Below are 22,699 nucleotides of genomic sequence, written 5' to 3'. Positions count from 1 at the left end.
TTACATGTATTTAAATTTCGGGAAAATTTATGGATTAAAATAATTTTGAGACTATTTTTTTTACATAAACATACTGTTTTTGAGCTCATTAACTAATTTTCGATTGCTTTTTATGAGATAAATAAACACCTAGTAAAATAATAATACTAGCAAGTCCTTGAAGAGGACTAAATGTTTCACCATCTAAAAAGCCCCAAATTAAAGCTACAATAGGTATAACAAAAGTTACCGAAGAAGCGAATACTGGTGTTGATATCTGTACGAGTTTGTTAAATAATATTTTTGCCATAGCTGTACCAAAAAACGACAGTATAGTAATATAAACTATAGCCATTTTAAATTCTGGATTCTCAAATGTTTTTACCGAAAAGAAATCTGTAAATAATAAAACAATTATGGCAGGAATAATTATGGCTACAAAATTACCAGTAGCAATAGTTAATGGTTTTACATGCTGCAAATATTTCTTAATAATATTAACATTAAGGGCATACATAAAGGTCGATAAAATCACAAAAATAGCATACAGATAATTTTGATTCGGATTTAAATGTGAGCCTTTCAAGATTAATATAGCGGTACCTATAAAACCAATCATAACACCTAATACTTGGCGTTTTGTTGACGCTATTTTAAAAATAGCGAAACCAAACAACATCGTATTTAAAGGGACTAATGAGTTTATAATAGAAACTACAGCACTATCAATTTCTGTCTCTGCAATAGCAAAGAAAAAAGCAGGAATAAAAGACCCTAAAAAGCCAGAGATTATAATCCATTTCCAATCGGATATTTTAATCGTTTTAATCGTTTTATACCCCATTATAAATAGGAAAAGCCCTGTAATAATTATTCTTAATGCCCCCAATTCATAGGGCGTTAATCCTAACAATGCTTTTTTAATTAAAATAAACGAGCTTCCCCAAACTATAGAGAGCACAAAAAGATACATCCATTTTGGATTAATATTGTTCATTTAAACCAGTCTTAGAAATCACAAAATTTTATTTTTTAATACAATAAACAGCTTTATTTAGTAGTTTTGTAAACAACTTAATACTTATAAATAATGAACGCATTAAAAAATATTATAGCAATTGTAATGGTACTATTGATTACTGTTAGTTGCAAGAATGAAACTAAACCTGAAATTAAAACGGTAGAGGTAGCTACAGAGGTTTCTAAAAAATTAGATCCAAATGCTACTTATGCTAAAGCAGAATTCACCATTGATGGTATGACATGTGCTATTGGATGTGCTAAATCGATAGAAAAGAAAATATCTAAAATGGAAGGTGTAAAATCTGCTACTGTAGATTTTGATAGAAAATTAGCTATGGTTGAATATAACGAAGCTAAGGTAACTCCTGTGCTATTAGAAGAAACAGTTGTTAAAGTTGCCGATATTTATAAAGTAAGTGACATGAAAACGGTTGATGCATTTTCAGAAAAAACTGCTGTACAATAAAAAACTTCTTGCAAAAAGTATTTACAACAATTAAGCTTCTAGTTTTTTAAAATCTGGAAGCTTTTTTATTTCCACTCTATGGTTTCCATAATATGCTTAATATCTTTTTGTAAATAGTTGGCTGCAGGCAAAATGGAATCGTAATTAGGTTTCGCATAAAAATACAAAGAACCTGTTAAAAAGTGGTTTATACTATCAGTTACATAAAATTGAGCTGGAGATGCTACATTTCCTTTAACTTCAGAAAACATACCATATACTTTTCCTATTTCATTTTCGTAAATACTTGCAGGAGGAATCTCATCAGCTTTAATCATATGATTTTCTGTTAACTTTTCTGCATCTCTTAAAAAATTAATTAAATTTTTTCTATTCCCTTCAACTGCTTTGTAAGTTAAAAAAATGGTGCCTTTTAAACTTGGATATTCTATATTTATACCATAACTCTCTGTGGTAGCATTTATTTTACTATAACTTAACTTGGTTGCTAATAAATTCGTTTCAAATAAAAAAGGAACATCTACCTCAGCTTCAACATATCTGGATTTAGGATACTCTAATCTTAAATAAGCCTTTGGTTTTGGAACATAATCTTCTCCACAAGACACAAAAATCAAAACACCAGTTATTAAGAAACTTTTTAATAAAAAATTGAAAGTCGGCTTTAAAATCATATAATATTTAGTTAGCAGTAACTATATTTAGTCTTTGTATCAAGCAATTTAGGTAATCGTAAATTTTACAAGTTTTATTCTCTTCCTATCTAAAGCTTCTATAGTGAAAACGTAATTTTTAAAATTTATTTTACTGTTTAATTTCGGAAAACTTCCAGATATTTCTAACACAAATCCTGCAATGGATTCTGCTTCCCCTTTATTCTCTTCAAAAATAGTCTCATCTTCAACTCTAATAATTTTATAAAAATCTTTTAAAGCTGTTTTACCTTCAAAAACAAAATTAGTATCATCTAATTTAGAATATATTAAGTCTTCATCATCAAACTCATCACTTATATCACCCACAATTTCTTCAATAATATCTTCTAAAGAAACTAAACCAGACGTGCCTCCATACTCATCTACAACCATAGCCAAATGCACTTTTTTCTCTTGAAACTCTGCCATTAAATCATCTAACTTTTTATTTTCTGGCACAAAGAAAGGCTTACGTATTAAGCTTGCCCAATCAAACTGTTCTCTATCGATATGTGGTAATAAATCCTTAACATAAAGAATCCCTTTAATGGTATCTATATTATCTTCATAAACAGGGATTCTAGAATAACCATTAGAAATTATTTCGGGCATGATCTCTGTATACTTTTGCTCTATATTTAGGGCAAAAATATCAATTCGAGGACGCATAACCTGTTTCGTATCTGTATTTCCAAACGATACGATACCTTTCAATATTTTATGTTCTTCTTTGGTCGTATCTTCTTCGCTTGTTAATTCTAAAGCTTGGGAAAGTTGATCGACACTTAAATTAGATTTTTGTTTTCCTAATTTATTATGAATAGCCAATGTTACACTTCGCATTGGCAAACTTACTGGCGATAAAAAAACATCTAAAACACGTAACGGGTATGCCATAAAAGAAGCAAACTTCAAATTATTTCTACTAGCATATATTTTAGGTAAAATTTCACCAAACAACAAGATCAAGAATGTAATTACAAGAACCTCAACAATAAATTTAATTTGCGGATTAGTAATGTTTCCAAACATAAAATCTCCTAAAAAAGCAAACAAAATAACGACGGCTATGTTTATAAAATTATTGGCTACCAATATAGTGGCTAATAGCTTTTTGGGATGCTTTAATAATTTTGAGATGATTTCAATGCGTTTAGATTTCTCTTCTAAACCATCGTCTATATCTTTTCTGTTAAGGGAAAATAAAGCTACTTCTGCCCCAGAGATAAGCCCCGAACAAACTAAGAGCAAAAACAGTAATACAAGACCTGTAACAACTGAAAAATCAATTGAAATTAATAAAGATTTAAAACTCGAGGGGTCAGGATCCAAATACGCTCTTTTTAGTTTAACTTAAATTAAAATGGAAGATCGTCATTTTTTTCTGCAATAGACTCACCACTACCTGCAATAGACTCATCACTACTTGATGGCTTGTTAGCAACGGGGTTTGGAGCTATGGGTTTATTAGCAGCTGCATTATTCTCACTCTCTTTTTTGGTTGAAAGGAATGTAAAATCGTTACATTGAATTTCGGTAGAATATCTTTCATTACCAGTATCATCTTGCCATTTTCTGGTTTTCAATCTACCTTCTATATAAACCTTATCTCCTTTACTTAAATACTTTTCACAAATCTCGGCTCCTTTATTTCTAACAACAATGTTATGCCATTCCGTATTCGTAACACGCTCATTCGTCTGCTTATTTGTATAAGTTTCGTTTGTTGCTAAAGGAAACCGACCAATACAACCCCCACCTTCAAAATAATGCATTTTTATCTCATCTCCCAAATGACCAATTAACATGACTTTGTTTAATGTTCCTGACATAATTATCGCTTATTGTTAGAATGCAAAATTACAATATTGCGCTGCATTTTTTTAAAATTAGTAAAAAAATATGATTGCTGTATATAAACTAATCAAAAATAAAGCATTGTTAGAGATTATTTCTAAGGAAACGATCATTTCAATTGAAACTCAAACGTTGAATATTTAAAGAAATGTTTTTAAAAATTAAAGGCTTCAATAAAATTCCCTATCAGAATTGGCACGGCATATTTGTGTATCTCGTTAGTTGGGATTCCTTTAATTAAAAGACTATTTACATTTAAAACCCAAAATTTAGTGTATAAATGTTGATGGGATAATTTATGTACAATAACATCTTTATTATATAGAGATAATTCAAACGGCAACCCATTTATTAAATGATGTTCTTTAATAAGCGTTTTTAAAGTTTTTACATCAACATTTGTATTGGTCTCAATTAAAGGAAATTGATATAGGTTTTGCCAAATACCTTTTCCTTCTCGTTTTTCTAAAACAGTTTTTCCATCATCAGAAATAAATACTAAAAAGTTGAAATATTTTTTTTTCGCTTTCGCGGATTTAATTTTAACTGGCAATTCATTTATTCTTTTTTTATTGAAAGCGATACATCCTTTATTAAAAGGACACATATTACAATCTGGATTTTGAGGCGTACAATGTATTGCTCCAAATTCCATAATGGCTTGGTTAAACTCTGCTGGGTTCTTTTTATCAATTAATTCTTGAGCTAGTGCTTTAAATTCTTTTGCTCCTTTTGATGAGTTAATAGGAGTATCTATTCCAAAATATCTTGATAATACTCTATATACATTGCCATCAACAACTGCTGTAACCTCATTAAAACAAATAGAAGCTATAGCACTTGCCGTATAATCACCTACCCCTTTTAGTTTTAATAAATCTTTATAATTACTAGGAAACTCTCCTTTTAATTCATTAACAATATGTTTAGCAGTAGCATGTAAATTCCTGGCTCGCGAGTAATAACCCAATCCTTGCCATAATTTTAGAACATCACTTTCATCTGCCTTGGCAAGATCAAAAACAGAAGGAAATTTCTCTATAAATGACATATAATAAGGACGTCCCTGTTTAACTTGTGTTTGTTGTAAAATAATTTCAGACAACCATATATGATAAGGAGCTTTAGTTTCTCTCCAAGGAAGTAGCCTCTTATTATTTGAATACCAGCGAATTAAAATTTTTGAAAATACCATTATCGAATATAAACTGCGTACAAAAATAAACGTTTATAATCTTAAATTTTAATGAATTAGGTTTGAAATATTGAATATTAAATTCCTATATTTGCAACCCTCTAAATTTATATAACCTAAAAAAAAATAAAAATGACGAAGGCCGATTTAGTAGCAAAAATTTCCGAAAAATTAGGAATTGAAAAAGGTGATGTTCAAGCAACTGTTGAAACATTTATGGAAGAAGTAAAAACTTCATTAGAAAGTGGTGACAATGTTTATTTAAGAGGCTTTGGTAGCTTCATTATTAAAACAAGAGCCGAAAAAACTGGTAGAAACATTTCTAAAAACACTACCATAAAAATACCAGCTCATAATATTCCTGCATTTAAACCTGCAAAAGTTTTTGTTGAAGGTGTTAAAACAAATGTAGACGTTAAATAGAAGCATTAAAATAAATTATTAATTTAAAAGACACTATATATGCCAAGTGGTAAAAAACGCAAAAGACATAAGGTCGCTACGCATAAGCGTAAAAAACGTAGGCGAGCTAATCGTCACAAGAAGAAAAAATAAATCAAAGAAGTAGTTAGATTAACTACTTCTTTTGGTTTTAAAAAAACAGACAAGTTCTTTGAAATGAGTTCATTAAAACTTTAAATATTTTAATGTTTTTTTGAGTTCCACGGATTTAAAAACCCTGTGAAATTTTCCTCAATTACAAATTTGGTTTTATACCAAAAGAGTCATTGAGGTTTTATATCTGACAATAGAAAATCAATAATTATTGCCAGAAAAAATAATGTATAATCCATCTGTACTTAATTGTATGGATAAAAATTAACTAAATGGATAAAGAATTGATTATTCGATCTAGTTCCGACAATGTTGATTTTGCCTTATTAAAAGATGGAAAACTTATTGAATTACAGAAAGATGAAAACAGTAATGACTTTTCTGTTGGTGATGTGTTTATAGCCAAAATTAGAAAAGCCGTTCCTGGTCTAAACGCTGCATTTGTTAATGTAGGTTACGAGAAAGATGCCTTTTTGCATTATCACGATTTAGGACCAAAACTACCTTCACTTTTAAAATTCATTAAACGTGTAAGCACAGGTAAACTAAAAGATTTTTCTTTAAAAGATTTCCCATTTGAAAAAGATATTGAGAAAGACGGCAAAATTGCTGACGCCTTAAAATCTAATCAATCGCTATTAGTACAAATAGTTAAAGAACCTATATCTACAAAAGGCCCTAGAATAAGCTCAGAGCTTTCTATTGCTGGTAGATATATTGTTTTAGTTCCTTTTTCTAGTCGTATTTCTATTTCTCAAAAAATAGAAGACAGAGAAGAAAAAGACCGACTAAAACGATTGGTAAAGAGTATCACTCCACCAGGTTTCGGTATTATTGTTCGTACTGTAGCACAAGGCAGAAAAGTAGCTGAACTAGATAAAGATTTACAAAATTTGCTTAGTCGTTGGACGGCAATGTGTAAAAAGCTACACAAAGCACATCATCCAAGTAAAGTATTAGGAGAAATGAATAAGGCCTCGTCTATTTTACGAGACATATTTAATGACACTTTTACAAGTATTCATGTTGATGATGAAGAGCTTTACATTCAAATTAAAGATTATGTGCAAGAAATTGCACCAAAAAAAGAATCAATAGTAAAATTGTATCAGTCTAAAATTCCTGTTTTCGAAAAATTCGGAATTGAAAGACAAATAAAAACTTCCTTTGGCAAAACCGTTTCTATGGCAAAAGGTGCTTATCTGGTAGTAGAACATACCGAAGCACTACATGTTATAGATGTAAACAGCGGCAATAGATCTAACAAAGCCAATAATCAAGAGGACACAGCTTTAGAAGTTAATTTAATAGCAGCTACAGAAATGGCTCGTCAATTACGTTTACGTGACATGGGAGGCATTATAGTAGTCGATTTTATTGATATGACTAATGCTGCAAACAGGCAAAAATTGTTTAACCATCTTCGTGATGAAATGAAAGATGACAGAGCAAAACACAAAATATTGCCTCCTAGCAAATTTGGATTGATACAAATAACAAGACAACGCGTTCGCCCAGAAATGAACATTAAAACACGTGAGGAAAATCCTGATATCGTTATAAATGGCTCTGAGGTTGAAGCACCTATAGGATTGGTGCAAAAAGTAACACAAGATCTTGAACAACTATTAAAAAAAGACTATAAAAAGTTGACTTTAAACACACACCCTTTTATAGCAGCCTTCTTAACAAAAGGCTTTCCATCGATACGTTCAAAATGGTTTTTTGAACACAAAAAATGGGTTAAAATTTTACCAAGAGATGCTTACACGTATCTAGAATATCATTTTTTTGACAAAGATGGTAATCAAATTAAATAATTTAAAAACCCCTTGCTATTTTTAGTAAGGGGTTTTTGTTTTCATGCACACATGCATTTGTATGTTTGTTGGTTACGGAAGTGCACAGCCAACTCCTATTCCACATTCGCAATCTGTTGGTCTGTATAATGTTATTACAAGTACTAGACCTTGAGAACCACAACTATTTACTGGTCTAACTGTAACAGATAACGTTTGTCCCTCAAGTATCCCCAACTCTTGGGCAGTTAATATTGCTGAACCGTTAATAGCTGTTTTTATTATTGGAGTCCCTCCAGAAACGCTAAACTGAAACTCTGATACCTGATCTAATGCATTCCTGGTATTAAACTCCCAATATGTATTACCATTTTCGCAACCAGCAGGTAAATTAAATACATCATACGGTACTCCAGAATTTGTCATTAATTGAGCCAGAGAAGGCTTTCCTATATAAAAATCTTTCTGTACTGTATTTCCATTTATAGTAGCTGCTACATAAGCCGAACCACTAAATAAAGCGTTTAAAGGGCTTACGGTTATACTTGTTCCTGTAGACGAAATAGTTTGCAGATTAGACGACACTTGCCATGTAGCAGAGCTAGCTCCAACCAAAGTATAGGTTTCTGTTTCAGTATTACAGATTAAATTAGTTCCTGAAATTGTTGGAATAGGATACAAATATTCAATAGAAACAATATCATATACTGAAAAGCCGCTCCAAGAGTCTAACGCTGTTCCCCCGTTCATTACTGAATTAGGGTCTTGAGATGGCGTTCCTGGGATCAAGTTTGCTCCAACTGTTGTATAAGGATCATTAGTTTCCCAATTTGTATGACGTAAGCCAATACAATGTCCTAACTCATGAACCATATTATATCTTTTAATTCCATCACTAATATCTATATTAGGGAGAAAATCTAAATTAATCAAGATAGTGTTATATGGTTGATCATTTGTTGGAAATCCTGCTGCAGCTATGGTGTTGCTAGGTAACGCATTATTGTCACTTTTAACAATTATATCTGAATCACTATTTGTTGAAACTATAAAGTTTAATTTAGAGTTACTAATACTATTAAGATCATCAATTGCATCAGTTACTGCAATTTGCCAATTGTCAGCTCCAGGTACTGAAACAGATGAATCTATATATACAGTCATTGAGGTTACGTTTGTTTGAGAAACTAAATTATCCGTATGCGCGTGCCTTTCAAGAATATCACTTTGTTTATTTTTCCCTTTTTGGTTATAATCCTCAATGTTTTTAGAGAATAATAAATCCCCTTGAACAAGATAAAAATCATCAAGTTCTTGTATTCTTTCAAGTTCATAGCCCATTTCTAAAAGTTTGTTGACCACAGGATCATCTTCTAGAGTCGTTTCTACCTTTCCTTCTACTACTTCATCCTCAGAACAATTCTGAAATAAGAAAAAAGGAATTACAAACACCAAAAATAATTTGATAATTCTAAGTTTGTTTTTCATTATAATTAAGTTTAAAAATTAATAAAAAACCACCTCCCAATTAAACTTACATAATTAGTTTTAAAATCTTAATTTTGAAACACATAAAATTTATGTATTTTATCGAAAAAACAAAAACATAGTTGAGGCAAAACCGTAAAACGATATTATTGGTAAACTTGTAAAAGTCAAACTATAAAGAATTACATAGTAACTTTAGAATAATAAAGTTATTTTAAGGAGCAGGATTAGGCATCAGATTATGCACCTCATTAATTTGGGATAACACTTCTTCGTTTAAAGAAACATGAATACTATCTATATTCTCTTTTAATTGAGCTAAATTAGTAGCTCCAATAATCGTACTAGTAACAAAGGATTGCTGATTTACAAACGCCAAAGCCATTTGTGCCAAAGTCATATTATTATCTTCTGCGATTTTTAAATACTGTTTGACTCCTTCAGTAGCTTGTTCTCCGCTATATCTTGCAAATCTTGGAAATAATTTAAGCCTTGCATTATCTGCCGCATTTCCTTTTATATATTTACCAGAAAGCACTCCAAAAGCCATTGGGGAATATGCTAATAAGCCTACATTTTCTCTTAACGACACTTCAGCCATATCCGTTTCAAACGTTCTAGTAAGTAAAGAATATGCATTTTGAATGGTCATTATTTTTGGTAAATTATGATTTTTAGATTCTTCTAAATAACGCATCGTACCCCATGAGTTTTCATTAGAGATCCCTATATTTCTAATCTTCCCTGCTTTAATCTGAGTATCAAGACTGTGCAATATTTCATTAAAGTTATCTTCCCAATTAGAATCATACTTATAATTTCTAACGCCAAATCTATTAGTATTACGCTCTGGCCAATGTAACTGATATAAATCTATATAATCGGTTTGCAACCTTTTTAGCTCTAAATCTATGGCCTCTTTAATCGCATTTGGACTAAATCCTGTTTTTCGGATATGTGCTGTATAATCTCCAGGACCTGCAATTTTAGAAGCAATAATCACTTTATCCCTATGACCAGTTTTTTGCAACCAAGTACCAATAATTTTACTGGTACGCCCACTCATTTCTGCTGTAGCAGGTACTGGATACAACTCTGCCGTATCTATAAAATTTACACCTTGGTCTAAAGCATAATCTAGTTGTGCATGTCCTTCGGCTTCTGTATTTTGGTTTCCCCATGTCATGGAACCCAAACATAGTTTACTAACTTTTATATTGGTATTTGGTAGTGTTGTGTATTTCATAACTAGCTTTTTTGTCATTCTTACCTTCTCAGGAATGACAATCGTAATTATTTTTTTATGACAGGTGCAAAGATAAAAAACCTTTAAAAGGTCTAAGCCTTTCAAAGGTTTTTTATCTATTGATATCCTGAGTCGCGCTTTTTTGCGTGATGTGAGAATCTTTTTATTGCATATCCAAATTGGTTTTTGAACTACTATTCAAAAGATTGTCACAATCATCCCTCATTACTGAAACGACTTAATTATCGTTTAACAACTTAGATAACTCATCTAATTTTGGTGTTAAAATCACCTCAATACGTCTATTTTTTGCTTTTCCTGTTGCCGTATCATTTGAAGCAATAGGTGCAAACTCACCACGACCAGCTGCCGTTAAATTTTCAGGGTTTATGGCTGCATTTTCTCTTAATATATTTACAATAGCTGTAGCACGTTTGGTTGATAAATCCCAGTTACCACTTAATTGTCCGTTACCTTTATAAGGTACATTATCTGTATGTCCTTCTATTAAAACTGCAATATCTGGATTATCGCCAAGCACACTTCCTAATTGTTGTACCGCTCTTTTACCTTCGGAACCAACGGCCCAACTCCCCGAACCAAATAAAAGTTTGTTCTCCATAGACACATAGACTTTTCCATCCCGTTGTTCTACTGTTAAACCTTTACCTTCAAAGTCTGTTAAAGCTTTAGAAATCGCATTTTTTAGTTGCGTCATCGCGGCATCTTTTGAAGCTATAACATTCTCTAATTCTGCTACTCGATTAGATCGCTCTTCCAGTTCCTTTTTAAGTTTCGCTAAACGTTCATTTTCGGCAGCCAAAGCTTGTTCTTTTGCTTCTAATTGTGCTAATAGCTCTCTATTCTTTTTAGAGTTTCTTGCTATTGCGCTAGAGCTATTTTTTTCTAATGCATCATAAGACGCTTTTAGGTTCTCGTAATTAGATTTTGCTGCATTATAATCTGACTGTAGTTTATCGCGTTGTTGAAGCGCTTCATCATAGTCTTTCTGAATTTGTTTCAATTCATTTTCTGCAGCAGTTTTAGCACTTAAAAGGTCATCATTTTCGTTAGAAAGTTTTCTATTCTCCTCCTTTAAATCAGCATATTTATCTTCTAATTCTTTATATATTTTTGGAGATACACAAGACACTAAAAATGTTAAAGTTACTATGGCTAATAAGGTTTTTTTTATCATTTTGTTTAGGTTCATCATCTGTTATTACTTATTTAAAATGGGTTTTAATTATCTATTTCTACTAAAATGGGGCAATGATCACTATGTACTGCCTCAGAGAGTATAACGGCTCTTTTTATTTTTTCTTGTAATGGTTCTGCAACCATCGCATAATCTAATCGCCAGCCTTTGTTATTTGCACGGGCATTGGCACGGTAACTCCACCAACTATATTGTTGAGTTTCTGTATTTAAATATCTAAACGAATCTATAAATCCACTATCTATAAAGCTCCCAATCCACTCGCGCTCTACTGGTAAAAACCCTGATACGCCTTTCATTTTAGGATTATGAATATCTATTGCTTCATGACAAATATTATAATCACCACAAATAACCAGATTAGGCAGATCCTTTTTAAGATTGTTTATATAATCTTGAAACAAATCCATATACTCCAACTTATGGTTTAAACGTGCATCATTAGTTCCAGATGGCAAATACAAACTCATAACGGATACACCTTCAAAATCGGCTCTTATATTTCTTCCTTCAAAATCCATCGTCTCTATGCCTGTTCCATATTCTATATGGTTTGGTTCCGTTTTACTTAAAATAGCGACACCACTATATCCTTTTTTCTGAGCACTAAACCAATAGTTGTATTTATACCCTGCCTCAACAAAAATATCTAAATCTAGTTGCTCTTTTAATGCCTTTATTTCTTGCAAACAAATAACATCTGGGTTTGCACTCTTTAACCAATCAACAAAGCCTTTGTTAATTGCTGCTCGAATACCGTTTACATTATAGGATATAATTTTCATTTATATATAGTTATTGTTCTAATTATCGCGTGTTATTCACATAATAAATATCGTGATACGTACCAAAATCTTTAATTATGCTCGTTTCATCTAGCTAAAATAAATAATACGTTACATTTACACTATCAAACAAAAATTTATTTTTATTTAGTATCTCGATTTCTCGGGAAAAGACAAATTTATAAGAAACCTTTAAGTTCCTTAAAAGAATTATATTCGTTTTACAACTGATTTAACGAATGATATTAACAAAATATTTTAAACTTTTTGTAGTTTAAGTATCTAATGAAGTGTATTACATCAATTTTTATATTTATAGTTGGTTTTTGTGGATTTGCTCAAGAACCAACTTCAAACTATAAAACAATAAAAGTTGTTGTAAAAGATACGATTCGTATTGATAGTGTTAGTATAAATTCTAGTTCATTTTCAATTAAAAGAAAAGATAATACGATTATTGATTCAACGTTCTATTCGGTTGATTATGCTAAAGCTATTCTTTCTTTTAAAAAGCCTGTTGCAACCGATTCAATTATTATTAGCTATTTAAAGTTCCCCGATTTTTTGACCAAAACCTACCAACAATTGGATGATGCTATTATTGTTGAAAACAACAATAACCTTGACAAACTATACAAACTATCACAACCAAATACTTCTAAAAATTTTATTCCGTTTGATGGTTTAACAACTTCGGGAAGTATCTCAAGAGGTGTGACTATTGGAAACAACCAAAGTTCGGTTTTAAACAGCGAATTAGACCTTCAAATAACGGGAAAGCTTAATGATAAGGTTTCACTTAGAGCCTCCATACAGGATGCTAATATTCCTTTACAAGAAAGTGGCTATTCGCAACGTTTAGATGAATTTGACCAAGTTTTTATTGAATTGTTTAGCGACCGTTGGAGTATTCGTGCTGGTGATATTGATTTACAAAATACCGATTCTTATTTCGCAAGTTTTTCTAAGCGTGTTCAAGGTTTGTCTGTTAATACCAAATTAGGAGATGAGGATGCTCAAACCAATTTATTTGCTTCGGGTGCTATAGTGCGTGGTCAATTTACAAGAAGTCAGTTTACCGCCCAGGAAGGTAATCAAGGCCCCTATAAATTACAGGGTCAAAATGGCGAATTATTTGTGCTTATTGTATCTGGCAGTGAGACGGTTTTTGTAAATGGTATTCCTGTAAAACGTGGTGAAGATCAAGATTATATTATAGATTATAATGCAGGTGAAATTATATTTAATTCTACATATCCTATAACTTCCGAAATGAGGGTTACTGTCGATTATCAATTTAGCGAACGTAATTACTCCCGTTTTGTAGCTTATGGTGGTGGACGATATGAAAGTGACAAATTAAATATTGGAATTTCAGTATATTCTGAAAACGATGCAAAAAACCAACCCCTTCAACAAAATTTATCTGAAGAACAGATTCTAATACTATCTAATGCTGGTGATGATAGCAGCTTAATGGTAGCGCCTTCTGAAGTTCAAGAATCTATAAATGAGAATAGAATTTTATATAAAAAAGAGCTTATTGGAGGTGTTGAAGCTTTTGTATTTTCAAATGATCCAGACGATGAATTGTATCGTGTTACCTTTACACAAGTTGGAACAAATGAAGGAGATTATATCTTAGGCAATACAACCGCTATTAATAATATATATGAATTCATAGGTGTTGGTCAAGGAAATTTTGCACCTATTGTTCAATTGGTTGCTCCTACAAAACTTCAAATAGCAGTCATTAACGGAAGTTATAAACCAACCGAAAAAACAAATATAACTTTTGAAGCAACTGGTAGTAAAAACGACTTAAATTTATTCTCAAATGCAGATGATGAAAACAATGATGGTTTTGCTGGAAAATTTGATATTGAGCAAAAACTTATCAAACATGATAGCCTTTGGAGTTTAAGTGTATTTGCTAAAACAGATTATATTCAAGAAAATTTTAAAACCATTGAACGTTTGTACAATGCGGAGTTTAATCGTGATTGGAATTTAGGTTTATCTTCTGAAAATGAAACCGAAAACGACTTAGGAAATCAAATCTTATTAAACTCAGGTTTTCAAATGTCTCATCCTGAAAAAGGTATTATTAACTATCAATTTGAGCATCTAGGTTACTCTAAAAATTTTAATGGTAACAGGCATGTTACCAATATAAACTTACTTTTAAATAAATTCAACATCACATCTTATTCCAGTTTTTTAAATGCAAATTCTAATACGGATACCTCAACCTTTTTAAGATCTTATAATCGTATAACTTACGGTATGCAAAAAAGTTGGTTGGGTACTCAATTAGATTTTGAGGATAATGAGCAAAAAGATATTCTAACTCAAACATTAACGTCCTTAAGTCAAAAATTTAAGTCCTACGAAATATTTGTTGGCGTTGGGGATAGCACGAAAGTTTTTGCAGAAATAGGTTATAAAAACCGAGTGAATGACAGTATAAGAAATAATGAGTTACAAAAAGTAAATACCTCCAATACGTTTTATTTAAATTCGCGATTGGTTCAAAATAAAAACACCAATCTGTCTTTATATGCTAATTATAGAACGTTAAAAAGTGAAGATAGTGCTATTGAAAATGAACAGTCTATAAATTCCAGATTACAATTTAACCAAAAACTTTTTAAACAAATTGTACAGTGGAATACCATTTTTGAAACTAATTCAGGAACACTACCTCAACAAGATTTTACTTATGTTGAAGTTGAAGCAGGGCAGGGCACTTATACTTGGATTGATTATAATGAAAATGGGATACAAGAATTAGAAGAGTTTGAAATTGCACAATTTCAAGACCAAGGAAAATACATAAGGGTACTTTTACCTAATCAGGTTTTTATAAAAACACATCAAAACAGATTAAGTCAAACACTTACTATTAACCCATCTCAATGGAGTGTTAGTAAACGTAAATTGAAAAAATTCTGGTCACATTTTTACAATCAAACCAGTTATTTAATTGATAGAAAGATAAGACGAGAAGGTAACAGTTTTAATCTCAATCCTTTTAAAAATGATGAAACCGATCAATTAGGCTTGCAATTAAATTTTAGAAATGTCTTATTCTTTAATAGAGGCAAACAACATTTTACAACCTCTTATACCTACCTTGATAATACAACTCGAAGCATTCTATCTATTGGGTTTATAGAAAACGGTTTAAAAAGTCATCAACTTAATTTTAATCATAAAATTGCCGAAAGTTGGTTAATAAACCTGCTTTCATCTTTTAATAATAATGAAAGCATTAGTGAGAACTTTGCAAGCAAGAATTATAATTTTGATGAAACACTCCTGAATCCAAAGTTATCGTACTTATATAATGACAATTCTAGTTTTAGTATATTTTACCAATATACTAGTAAAGATAATACGATAGGAAGCCTAGAGGCTTTAAAACAGCAAAAATACGGCGCTTCTTTTACCATAGCTAGCAGTCAAAAAAGTGCTATAAATGGTGAGTTTAATTATTTTTCTAATATTTTTAATGGGGATTCAAATACACCAGTAGCCTACCAAATGTTAGAAGGATTACAACCTGGAAAAAACTTTACATGGACTTTATTAGCGCAAAAAAAGTTAACTGCTTTTCTCGATCTTAACCTGAGTTATCTTGGAAGAAAAACAGAGTCTAGCAAAGCCATACATACAGGCTCTATTCAATTAAAAGCTTATTTCTAGAATGGTGAATTATCTATTTTTTTAAAAACTGAAATAATAACCTTTACTGCTTCTACATAAAAATCTGGATGGATGTTCTCATAATCGTCTGTAGGCTCATGATAATCCTTATGATCTTCAACCCCAAAGTATAAAAACGGAATCCTCTTTTTATAAAAGTTTACATGATCTGAAGAATAAGTCCAATCTTCTAGATTATCATAATCATCATGCCCAGAAATAAGTTTTATTTTTTTAGAATATTCAAAATTTGAAATAATATAGTCTAAAGTCTTATTGCGCTTGACTCCACACACATATAATTCATTCTTTTCGCTCCTACTAATCATATCCATATTAATATTCACTTTTATATTTTTTAATGGAATGATTGGATTCCTTACAAAGTATTTAGACCCTTGAAGTCCTAATTCTTCCGCATCGAAAGCTGCTAAAATAACAGAATGTTTTGGTGGATTGTTTTTTAAATATTCACCAAAACTAAACAAAGCACTCAACCCAGAAGCATTATCATCAGCACCATTATATATTTCCCCCATTTTAATCCCCTCATGGTCATAATGTGCGCTAATAACTATATATTTTTCTGATAATTCTGTTCCTTTAATAAACCCTAAAATATTTGTCCCCTTATATTCCTTACTTTTTTTTATAAACGAAAAAGACTGTTCATAGCTTTTTCCTAATGGCAAAATATGTAACGAATGGAATTGATTAATTATATATTTTCTAGTTTTTAGTGCTCCTTTTGTCCCTGTTTTTCTGCCTTCAAAAGCATCCGAAGACAATGATTTAATGTGCTTTAACATGGATTCCTCGCAAAAAGGACTAGCTGTTTTTTCAAATATTTGCGAGTTACTATTTATACATAAAATTTGAAATAGAAAAAATAGGAATATGAATTTTATTTTCATTCGTTAGAGTTTATGTCTTAAATCTAAACAAAAAAACCCAAGCATAGCTTGGGTTTACAAATTTTACGATGTATGGTTAAAACTTTATGATATATTGGCTTTCATTAACTCTCTATTCATACGTGCAATGTTCTCTAAAGAAATCCCTTTAGGGCATTCAATCTCACAAGCTCCTGTATTTGTACAATTACCAAAACCTTCTAGATCCATTTGTGCAACCATATTTTTAACACGGTCTGCAGCTTCTACTTGCCCTTGAGGTAATAAAGCATATTGCGATACTTTAGCTCCTACAAATAACATTGCAGATGAGTTTTTACAAGTAGCAACACAGGCACCACAACCAATACAAGTGGCTGCATCCATAGCTTCATCTGCTGCATGTTTAGAAATTGGAATTGAGTTTGCATCTTGAGTATTTCCAGATGTATTCACAGAAATATACCCTCCAGCATGTTGAATACGCTCAAAGGCCATTCTATCTACTACCAGATCTTTTATCACAGGGAATGCCGCTGCTCTAAATGGCTCTATGGTAATAGTATCGCCATCTTTAAACATACGCATGTGCAATTGGCATGTTGTTACACCTCTATCTGGCCCATGTGCTTCTCCATTGATGTACATCGAACACATCCCGCAAATACCTTCACGACAATCGTGATCGAAAGCTACAGGCTCTTCTCCAGTGTTTACCAATTGTTCATTTAAAACATCCATCATTTCTAAAAAGGACATATGTTCTGATATATCAGTAACTTTATAATCGACCATTTGACCCTTTGCATTTGAGTCTTTTTGTCTCCAAATTTTAAGTGTTAAATTCATAGTGTCCTTTTTATTTGTATGAACGTTGTTTTAGTTCAATATCTTTAAATTCTAATTCTTCTTTATGTAAAACGGCATCGGCTGGCTCTCCTTTATATTCCCAAGCAGAAACAAATGCAAAATCTTTATCATTACGTTTTGCTTCTCCTTTTTGTTCACCATCTAATTCTACAGATTCTTCTCTAAAATGGCCTCCACATGATTCTTCTCTCACCAAAGCATCTTTAGCAAATAACTCTCCTAATTCTAAAAAGTCTGCGACACGACCTGCCTTTTCCAACTCTGGGTTCATTTCATTTGCATTTCCTATAACTTTTACTTCTTTCCAGAATTCTTCACGAATGGCTTTAATCTCAGACATAGCTTCTTTTAAACCTTTTTCGTTTCTCGCCATACCTACTTTATCCCACATCACTTTTCCAAGTTTCTTATGGAAGTAATCCACAGATTTTGTTCCTTTATTATTTATAAAGAAATCAATACGGTCTTTTACCTCTTTTTCTGCTTCATCAAATTCCTTAGTGTCAGTTGGTATTTTTCCTGTTCTAATATCGTCTGATAAATAATCTCCTATGGTATAAGGCAATACAAAATAACCATCGGCTAACCCTTGCATTAAAGCCGAAGCTCCAAGTCTGTTTGCTCCGTGGTCTGAGAAATTAGCTTCCCCTATACAATAACAACCTGGAATGGTTGTCATTAAATTATAATCAACCCAAACACCTCCCATTGTATAGTGTGTTGCAGGGTAAATCATCATAGGTGTTTTATATGGATTCTCATCAACGATTTTCTCATACATTTGGAACAAGTTACCATATTTAGCTTCAACAATAGCCTGACCTAATTCATATATTTTTTCTTCAGAAGCATTTGTTATATTATGAATCTTAGCTTGTTCTTTTCCATAACGCGTAATAGCAGATTTAAAATCTAAATAGACCGCTTCACCAGTAGCATTTACACCATAACCCGCATCACAACGCTCTTTTGCTGCTCTAGATGCCACATCACGAGGTACTAAATTACCAAATGCAGGATAACGACGCTCTAAATAATAATCGCGTTCTTCTTCAGACAAATCGGTTGGCTTTTTACGACCTTCACGAATTGCTATTACATCTTCCATATTTTTAGGAACCCAAATACGTCCGTCGTTACGTAAAGATTCAGACATCAATGTTAGTTTAGACTGATAATCTCCAGAACGTGGAATACATGTTGGGTGAATTTGTGTATAACAAGGATTTGCAAAATAAGCGCCTTTTTTATGAATTTTCCAAGCAGCCGTCGTATTACTTCCCATAGCGTTTGTTGATAAGAAATATACATTTCCATATCCACCAGATGCTATTACAACTGCATGTGCAGAATGTCTTTCTATCTCACCTGTAATTAAATTACGAGTAATAATACCCCTTGCTTTCCCATCAACTTTTACAACATCAAGCATTTCATGACGGTTAAACATTTCAATTTTACCACGAGCAATTTGTCTATTCATTGCAGAATAAGCTCCTAATAATAATTGTTGACCTGTTTGCCCTTTAGCGTAAAAAGTTCTTGAAACCAATACACCTCCAAACGAGCGGTTATCTAATAACCCACCATAATCACGAGCAAAAGGAACACCTTGAGCCACACATTGATCAATAATATTTGCAGACACCTCAGCCAAACGATATACGTTTGCTTCACGAGAACGGTAATCACCACCTTTTACAGTATCATAAAATAATCTATATGTTGAATCGCCATCTCCTTGGTAGTTCTTTGCAGCATTAATACCTCCTTGTGCAGCAATTGAGTGTGCACGACGCGGAGAATCCTGATAAGCAAATGCTTTTACATTATATCCTAACTCTGCTAAGGTTGCAGCGGCCGAACCTCCTGCTAAACCTGTTCCTACTACAATAATATCGATATGACGTTTATTTGCAGGATTTACTAAATCGATATGATTTTTATAATCTGTCCATTTATCTTTAATTGGACCTTTTGGTACTTTTGAATCTAAAGCCATACTATCTTAAGATTAATGGTTAAAATGATGAACAAGGGCAATAATTATAAACCCTAATGGAATAATAATAGAATATAATTTTCCAAAAGTTTGCATGTTTTTTTTACGCCCAGCAGTTAGCCCCATAGATTGAAATGCAGAAGTGAAACCATGTGCTAAGTGCAGCCCTAATAAAATAAACGCTACAACATAGGCTCCTACTCTTAATGGATTATGAAACTTCTCTACTAATTCATGAAAATATCTAAAACCGCCATCATGCATTCCAGACATATCACCCTGAATGTATTTCGTATTTATTTCTGGAAACCAGAAATCTATAAAATGAAGTACAATAAAGGCTAATATAACCAGCCCACTATAAATCATGTTTCTACTCATCCAAGTAGAATTAGCTGCACCATTGTTTTTAGCGTATGCTACGCCATTTGCTTTCTTATTCCTAATTTCTAACACAAATCCCATTAAAAAATGAAATACAACACCAAATATTAAAACGGGTTGTAACCCAAATTGAACCAAAGGATTGGTTCCCATAAAATGAGATAGCTCATTAAAAACATCTTCACTGAATAAAGATGTGATGTTAACTGCTAAATGTATTATTAAGAAAAACATGAGGAAAAAAGCAGAAAGTGCCATAGCTACTTTTCTTCCAATCGAAGATTTGAAAAATCCACTCATTATTTTGAAGTTATTTTATGTTTTCACAAAGGTAAGTTAGGATGAAGTTTTAGACAACTAACAAATGTCATGTTTTTACTATTTAGAATCAATTTAAAGAAAAAACCAAAAAAGAGACTGAATTCTAAGTTAAAACCAAATAATTCAGATCAAAACAAAGAATTTTATTTCTCTAAATTTAAAAAATTAAACCTTTCAGAGATTCTTTATGGTATTCAGAACGACATTTTTTAGCTTTTTTTATTTCAAATTCATAGTAACTTAGTCTACTCTACAGCTATTTTTTTAGTAATCATAGCACTATTAGAGTGAATATTTACGAAATAAATACCTTTAGAAATACCAACAAGATTAATAGTCTTTATTTGTGAAGTATTAGAAATATCATATTCGGATATTTGCCTGCCGCTAATATCATAAATGATTACTTTTTCTAAGTTCATAAATGATTCATTATTTATATAAAAAACACTTTTGGCTGGGTTTGGATATAGACTGATAGAACTATTTAGCTCTTCTTCGTCTATACTTAAACCGCAATCTCCCGAATAATTTGTCATGGCACTTTCTCCACAAACTGTAGATCCTGTACTTCTATTTTGTATGTTATTAGCTGCAATAATATCATTAGCATCTAAAACCCTTTGTTCTTCATTAGGAGAAAGGCTAAAATGCATGATAGCATTTGTATCTATAACATGTCCTAATTGGTGCCCATGTCCTAATTCGTGTAACGCAACACTCTCAAAATCAAATTGACCAATAACTGTAGAAAGACCTGGCCCAAAATTCCAATCGGTACCATCATCAAATACAATATCTAATTCATCTACATAAGCCTCAACACTAGTTTGGCCTACAGCAGAACTCCCACAAAGTCCAATAAAATAAGTACATACTCCTAAATTACCTGCAGGAAGCTCTGAACCATTATCAAATCGTACTACAAAAGTATCATCATCCTTTACTTCATCTACTGTTGTAGCTGATGACGCGACACTAAAATTAATTCCTGTCTCGCAACTCCATGTTTCTAAAGCTCTTAAAAAAGCACTTTTCGCATTAGTATTTGCATTAAATTCTGTATGCATTTCCCATGTATAACCACCGCTGCCATCTGCATCTATATGCCGTGTTTGATAGGCATATTCTACACCATTAGCTAAAAAGTCTGAAACGGAATTAACTTCAGCATAAGTTATATTTAAATCTGCAGCAGACTCACTACTAGATAATGATGCATCAGTAACTCGAATCTTACCTGTGCCAGCTTCAGAAGGTATCTCAACAGTAATTTGAGTATCACTCCAAGTTAAAACTTGTGTATCTAATGCATCAAAAAATATGGTATTTCCATTATCAACACCTCCTTCATCCGCATTAGCAAACCCTACTTTTCCTTTAGTGCCTCCAAATCCAGATCCTGAAATAGTTAATACTGATTTTGTCCCTGCAGTAGAAGTTGTTGGATTAAACGTTATAGAACTTGGTGGCTGCAAAACACTTTTGTTTTCAACCAATTTTGAATGCGCTTTGCTAACATCAAAAAAAGACACATCAACATACTTAGCCTTTGTAATACTTTCTATTTGATTATAAAGTTCCTTTGTAATTCCATTTTTAGAACTAAATGGATTTGTAGCCACATTATCATTTAAATGATACTTATAAAACCCTTGAAGAGAACTATATACTTTAAATTGTTTATTCCCAGACTTATTGCTTTCTGAAATATTAATATGACTTTCATGCAAGGTAAAAGCACCTAAATCTCCTTTTCTAAGTTTTAAGCTAGGAATAACCTTTTGTATTCTATCACCAACAGCTCCTCCTGGAGTAATTACTTCTATTATAGTAACAGCTTCCCCTTTAAAAACTTTATAAACTTCTATAGTATTAACTGTATAAATATTTTTATAATCCGTATCCCAAAATGATTGCTTCGAAATTACTTTACCTTCTATTACCAAACTAGATTCATCTATCTGTTGCTTTAAAGGTATTTCTCTTAGCATACTTTGCGCAAATAAAGATTTCTGAAATACTAGGCAAAACAGTAAAATAATAATTGGCATTATTGGTTTCGTAACTTTTTTCATTTGAAAACTTTTAAACATTTAAAGAGACCTAAATTATTGAATATACGTATAAAATCAACTTTTAGGTTTATTAAAAAAAATGAGGATTCCCAAATATAGCAAATTATAATCTAAATGATTTATTTAGCTTTGCTAC

Annotated in this window: 18 protein-coding genes; 4 read left to right on the top strand and 14 right to left on the bottom strand. The window is 31.8% G+C overall.

What is annotated here, in order from left to right; all coding sequences use genetic code 11:
• Positions 1-88: 88 nt before the first annotated feature.
• Complete coding sequence (locus tag Q4Q40_RS01525) at positions 89-976, bottom strand: DMT family transporter (RefSeq protein ID WP_303299908.1); 888 nt, start codon at positions 974-976, stop codon at positions 89-91.
• Positions 977-1,069: 93 nt separating this feature from the next.
• Between Q4Q40_RS01525 and Q4Q40_RS01520 the strand changes: the two genes are divergently transcribed.
• Positions 1,070-1,468, top strand: a complete 399-nt coding sequence (locus tag Q4Q40_RS01520) for a heavy-metal-associated domain-containing protein (protein ID WP_303299907.1) — start codon at positions 1,070-1,072, stop codon at positions 1,466-1,468.
• A gap of 65 nt (positions 1,469-1,533) precedes the next feature.
• Here Q4Q40_RS01520 and gldD read toward each other — a convergent pair whose 3' ends face one another.
• The 4 genes from gldD to mutY form a co-directional block, all read right to left on the bottom strand.
• Complete coding sequence (gene gldD / locus Q4Q40_RS01515; RefSeq protein WP_303299906.1) at positions 1,534-2,142, bottom strand: gliding motility lipoprotein GldD; 609 nt, start codon at positions 2,140-2,142, stop codon at positions 1,534-1,536.
• 48 nt (positions 2,143-2,190) lie between these two features.
• Complete coding sequence (locus Q4Q40_RS01510; protein WP_303299905.1) at positions 2,191-3,495, bottom strand: gliding motility-associated protein GldE; 1,305 nt, start codon at positions 3,493-3,495, stop codon at positions 2,191-2,193.
• 26 nt (positions 3,496-3,521) lie between these two features.
• Positions 3,522-3,995, bottom strand: coding sequence for a single-stranded DNA-binding protein (locus tag Q4Q40_RS01505; RefSeq protein WP_303299904.1), 474 nt, complete (start codon positions 3,993-3,995; stop codon positions 3,522-3,524).
• 179 nt (positions 3,996-4,174) lie between these two features.
• The gene (gene mutY / locus Q4Q40_RS01500; RefSeq protein WP_303299903.1) at positions 4,175-5,215 is read right to left on the bottom strand and encodes an A/G-specific adenine glycosylase; all 1,041 of its coding nucleotides are present in this window, start codon (positions 5,213-5,215) and stop codon (positions 4,175-4,177) included.
• Positions 5,216-5,347: 132 nt separating this feature from the next.
• Here mutY and Q4Q40_RS01495 point away from each other — a divergent pair, with 132 nt between their 5' ends.
• Together Q4Q40_RS01495 and Q4Q40_RS01490 are read left to right on the top strand one after the other, a co-directional pair.
• A complete protein-coding gene (locus Q4Q40_RS01495; RefSeq protein WP_019386001.1) occupies positions 5,348-5,638 on the top strand; it encodes an HU family DNA-binding protein in 291 nt (96 codons plus the stop codon).
• Between the two features lie 404 nt (positions 5,639-6,042).
• Positions 6,043-7,590: an Rne/Rng family ribonuclease gene (locus Q4Q40_RS01490; RefSeq protein WP_303299902.1), complete on the top strand. Its 1,548-nt coding sequence runs from the start codon at positions 6,043-6,045 to the stop codon at positions 7,588-7,590.
• A gap of 72 nt (positions 7,591-7,662) precedes the next feature.
• Here the strand turns inward: Q4Q40_RS01490 and Q4Q40_RS01485 are convergent, their stop codons facing one another.
• From Q4Q40_RS01485 to Q4Q40_RS01470, 4 genes are all read right to left on the bottom strand, one after another.
• Complete coding sequence (locus Q4Q40_RS01485; protein ID WP_303299901.1) at positions 7,663-9,057, bottom strand: M57 family metalloprotease; 1,395 nt, start codon at positions 9,055-9,057, stop codon at positions 7,663-7,665.
• A gap of 214 nt (positions 9,058-9,271) precedes the next feature.
• Positions 9,272-10,303 carry an NADP(H)-dependent aldo-keto reductase gene (locus Q4Q40_RS01480; RefSeq protein WP_303299900.1) on the bottom strand — a complete coding sequence of 344 codons (1,032 nt, stop codon included), beginning with the start codon at positions 10,301-10,303 and terminating at the stop codon, positions 9,272-9,274.
• Between the two features lie 238 nt (positions 10,304-10,541).
• Entirely contained in the window at positions 10,542-11,501 is a 960-nt protein-coding gene (locus Q4Q40_RS01475; protein ID WP_303299899.1) for an OmpA/MotB family protein, read from the bottom strand.
• Positions 11,502-11,545: 44 nt separating this feature from the next.
• Positions 11,546-12,307: an exodeoxyribonuclease III gene (locus tag Q4Q40_RS01470; protein ID WP_303299898.1), complete on the bottom strand. Its 762-nt coding sequence runs from the start codon at positions 12,305-12,307 to the stop codon at positions 11,546-11,548.
• A gap of 285 nt (positions 12,308-12,592) precedes the next feature.
• On the opposite strand from Q4Q40_RS01470, the gene Q4Q40_RS01465 reads away from it, so the two are divergent.
• Entirely contained in the window at positions 12,593-16,015 is a 3,423-nt protein-coding gene (locus Q4Q40_RS01465; protein ID WP_303299897.1) for a DUF8818 domain-containing protein, read from the top strand.
• On the opposite strand, the gene Q4Q40_RS01460 is transcribed toward Q4Q40_RS01465, so the two are convergent.
• From Q4Q40_RS01460 to Q4Q40_RS01440, 5 genes are all read right to left on the bottom strand, one after another.
• Complete coding sequence (locus Q4Q40_RS01460) at positions 16,012-16,929, bottom strand: M28 family peptidase (protein ID WP_303299896.1); 918 nt, start codon at positions 16,927-16,929, stop codon at positions 16,012-16,014. The genes Q4Q40_RS01465 and Q4Q40_RS01460 overlap by 4 nt on opposite strands.
• Before the next feature lie 84 nt (positions 16,930-17,013).
• The gene (locus Q4Q40_RS01455) at positions 17,014-17,757 is read right to left on the bottom strand and encodes a succinate dehydrogenase/fumarate reductase iron-sulfur subunit (protein WP_303299895.1); all 744 of its coding nucleotides are present in this window, start codon (positions 17,755-17,757) and stop codon (positions 17,014-17,016) included.
• Between the two features lie 10 nt (positions 17,758-17,767).
• On the bottom strand, positions 17,768-19,780 hold the full coding sequence (locus Q4Q40_RS01450; RefSeq protein WP_303299894.1) for a fumarate reductase/succinate dehydrogenase flavoprotein subunit: 2,013 nt from the start codon (positions 19,778-19,780) through the stop codon (positions 17,768-17,770).
• Positions 19,781-19,792: 12 nt separating this feature from the next.
• The gene (locus Q4Q40_RS01445) at positions 19,793-20,464 is read right to left on the bottom strand and encodes a succinate dehydrogenase cytochrome b subunit (RefSeq protein ID WP_303299893.1); all 672 of its coding nucleotides are present in this window, start codon (positions 20,462-20,464) and stop codon (positions 19,793-19,795) included.
• Between the two features lie 266 nt (positions 20,465-20,730).
• Positions 20,731-22,563, bottom strand: coding sequence for a T9SS type A sorting domain-containing protein (locus Q4Q40_RS01440; protein ID WP_303299892.1), 1,833 nt, complete (start codon positions 22,561-22,563; stop codon positions 20,731-20,733).
• Positions 22,564-22,699: the final 136 nt, after the last annotated feature.

The sequence above is a fragment of the Flavivirga jejuensis genome (genome assembly GCF_030540765.1).
In the GTDB taxonomy this organism is placed as follows: Bacteria; Bacteroidota; Bacteroidia; order Flavobacteriales; family Flavobacteriaceae; genus Flavivirga; species Flavivirga jejuensis.
Note: the sequence above shows the minus strand (reverse complement) of the source record. Positions and strands in the feature narration are given on the sequence as shown.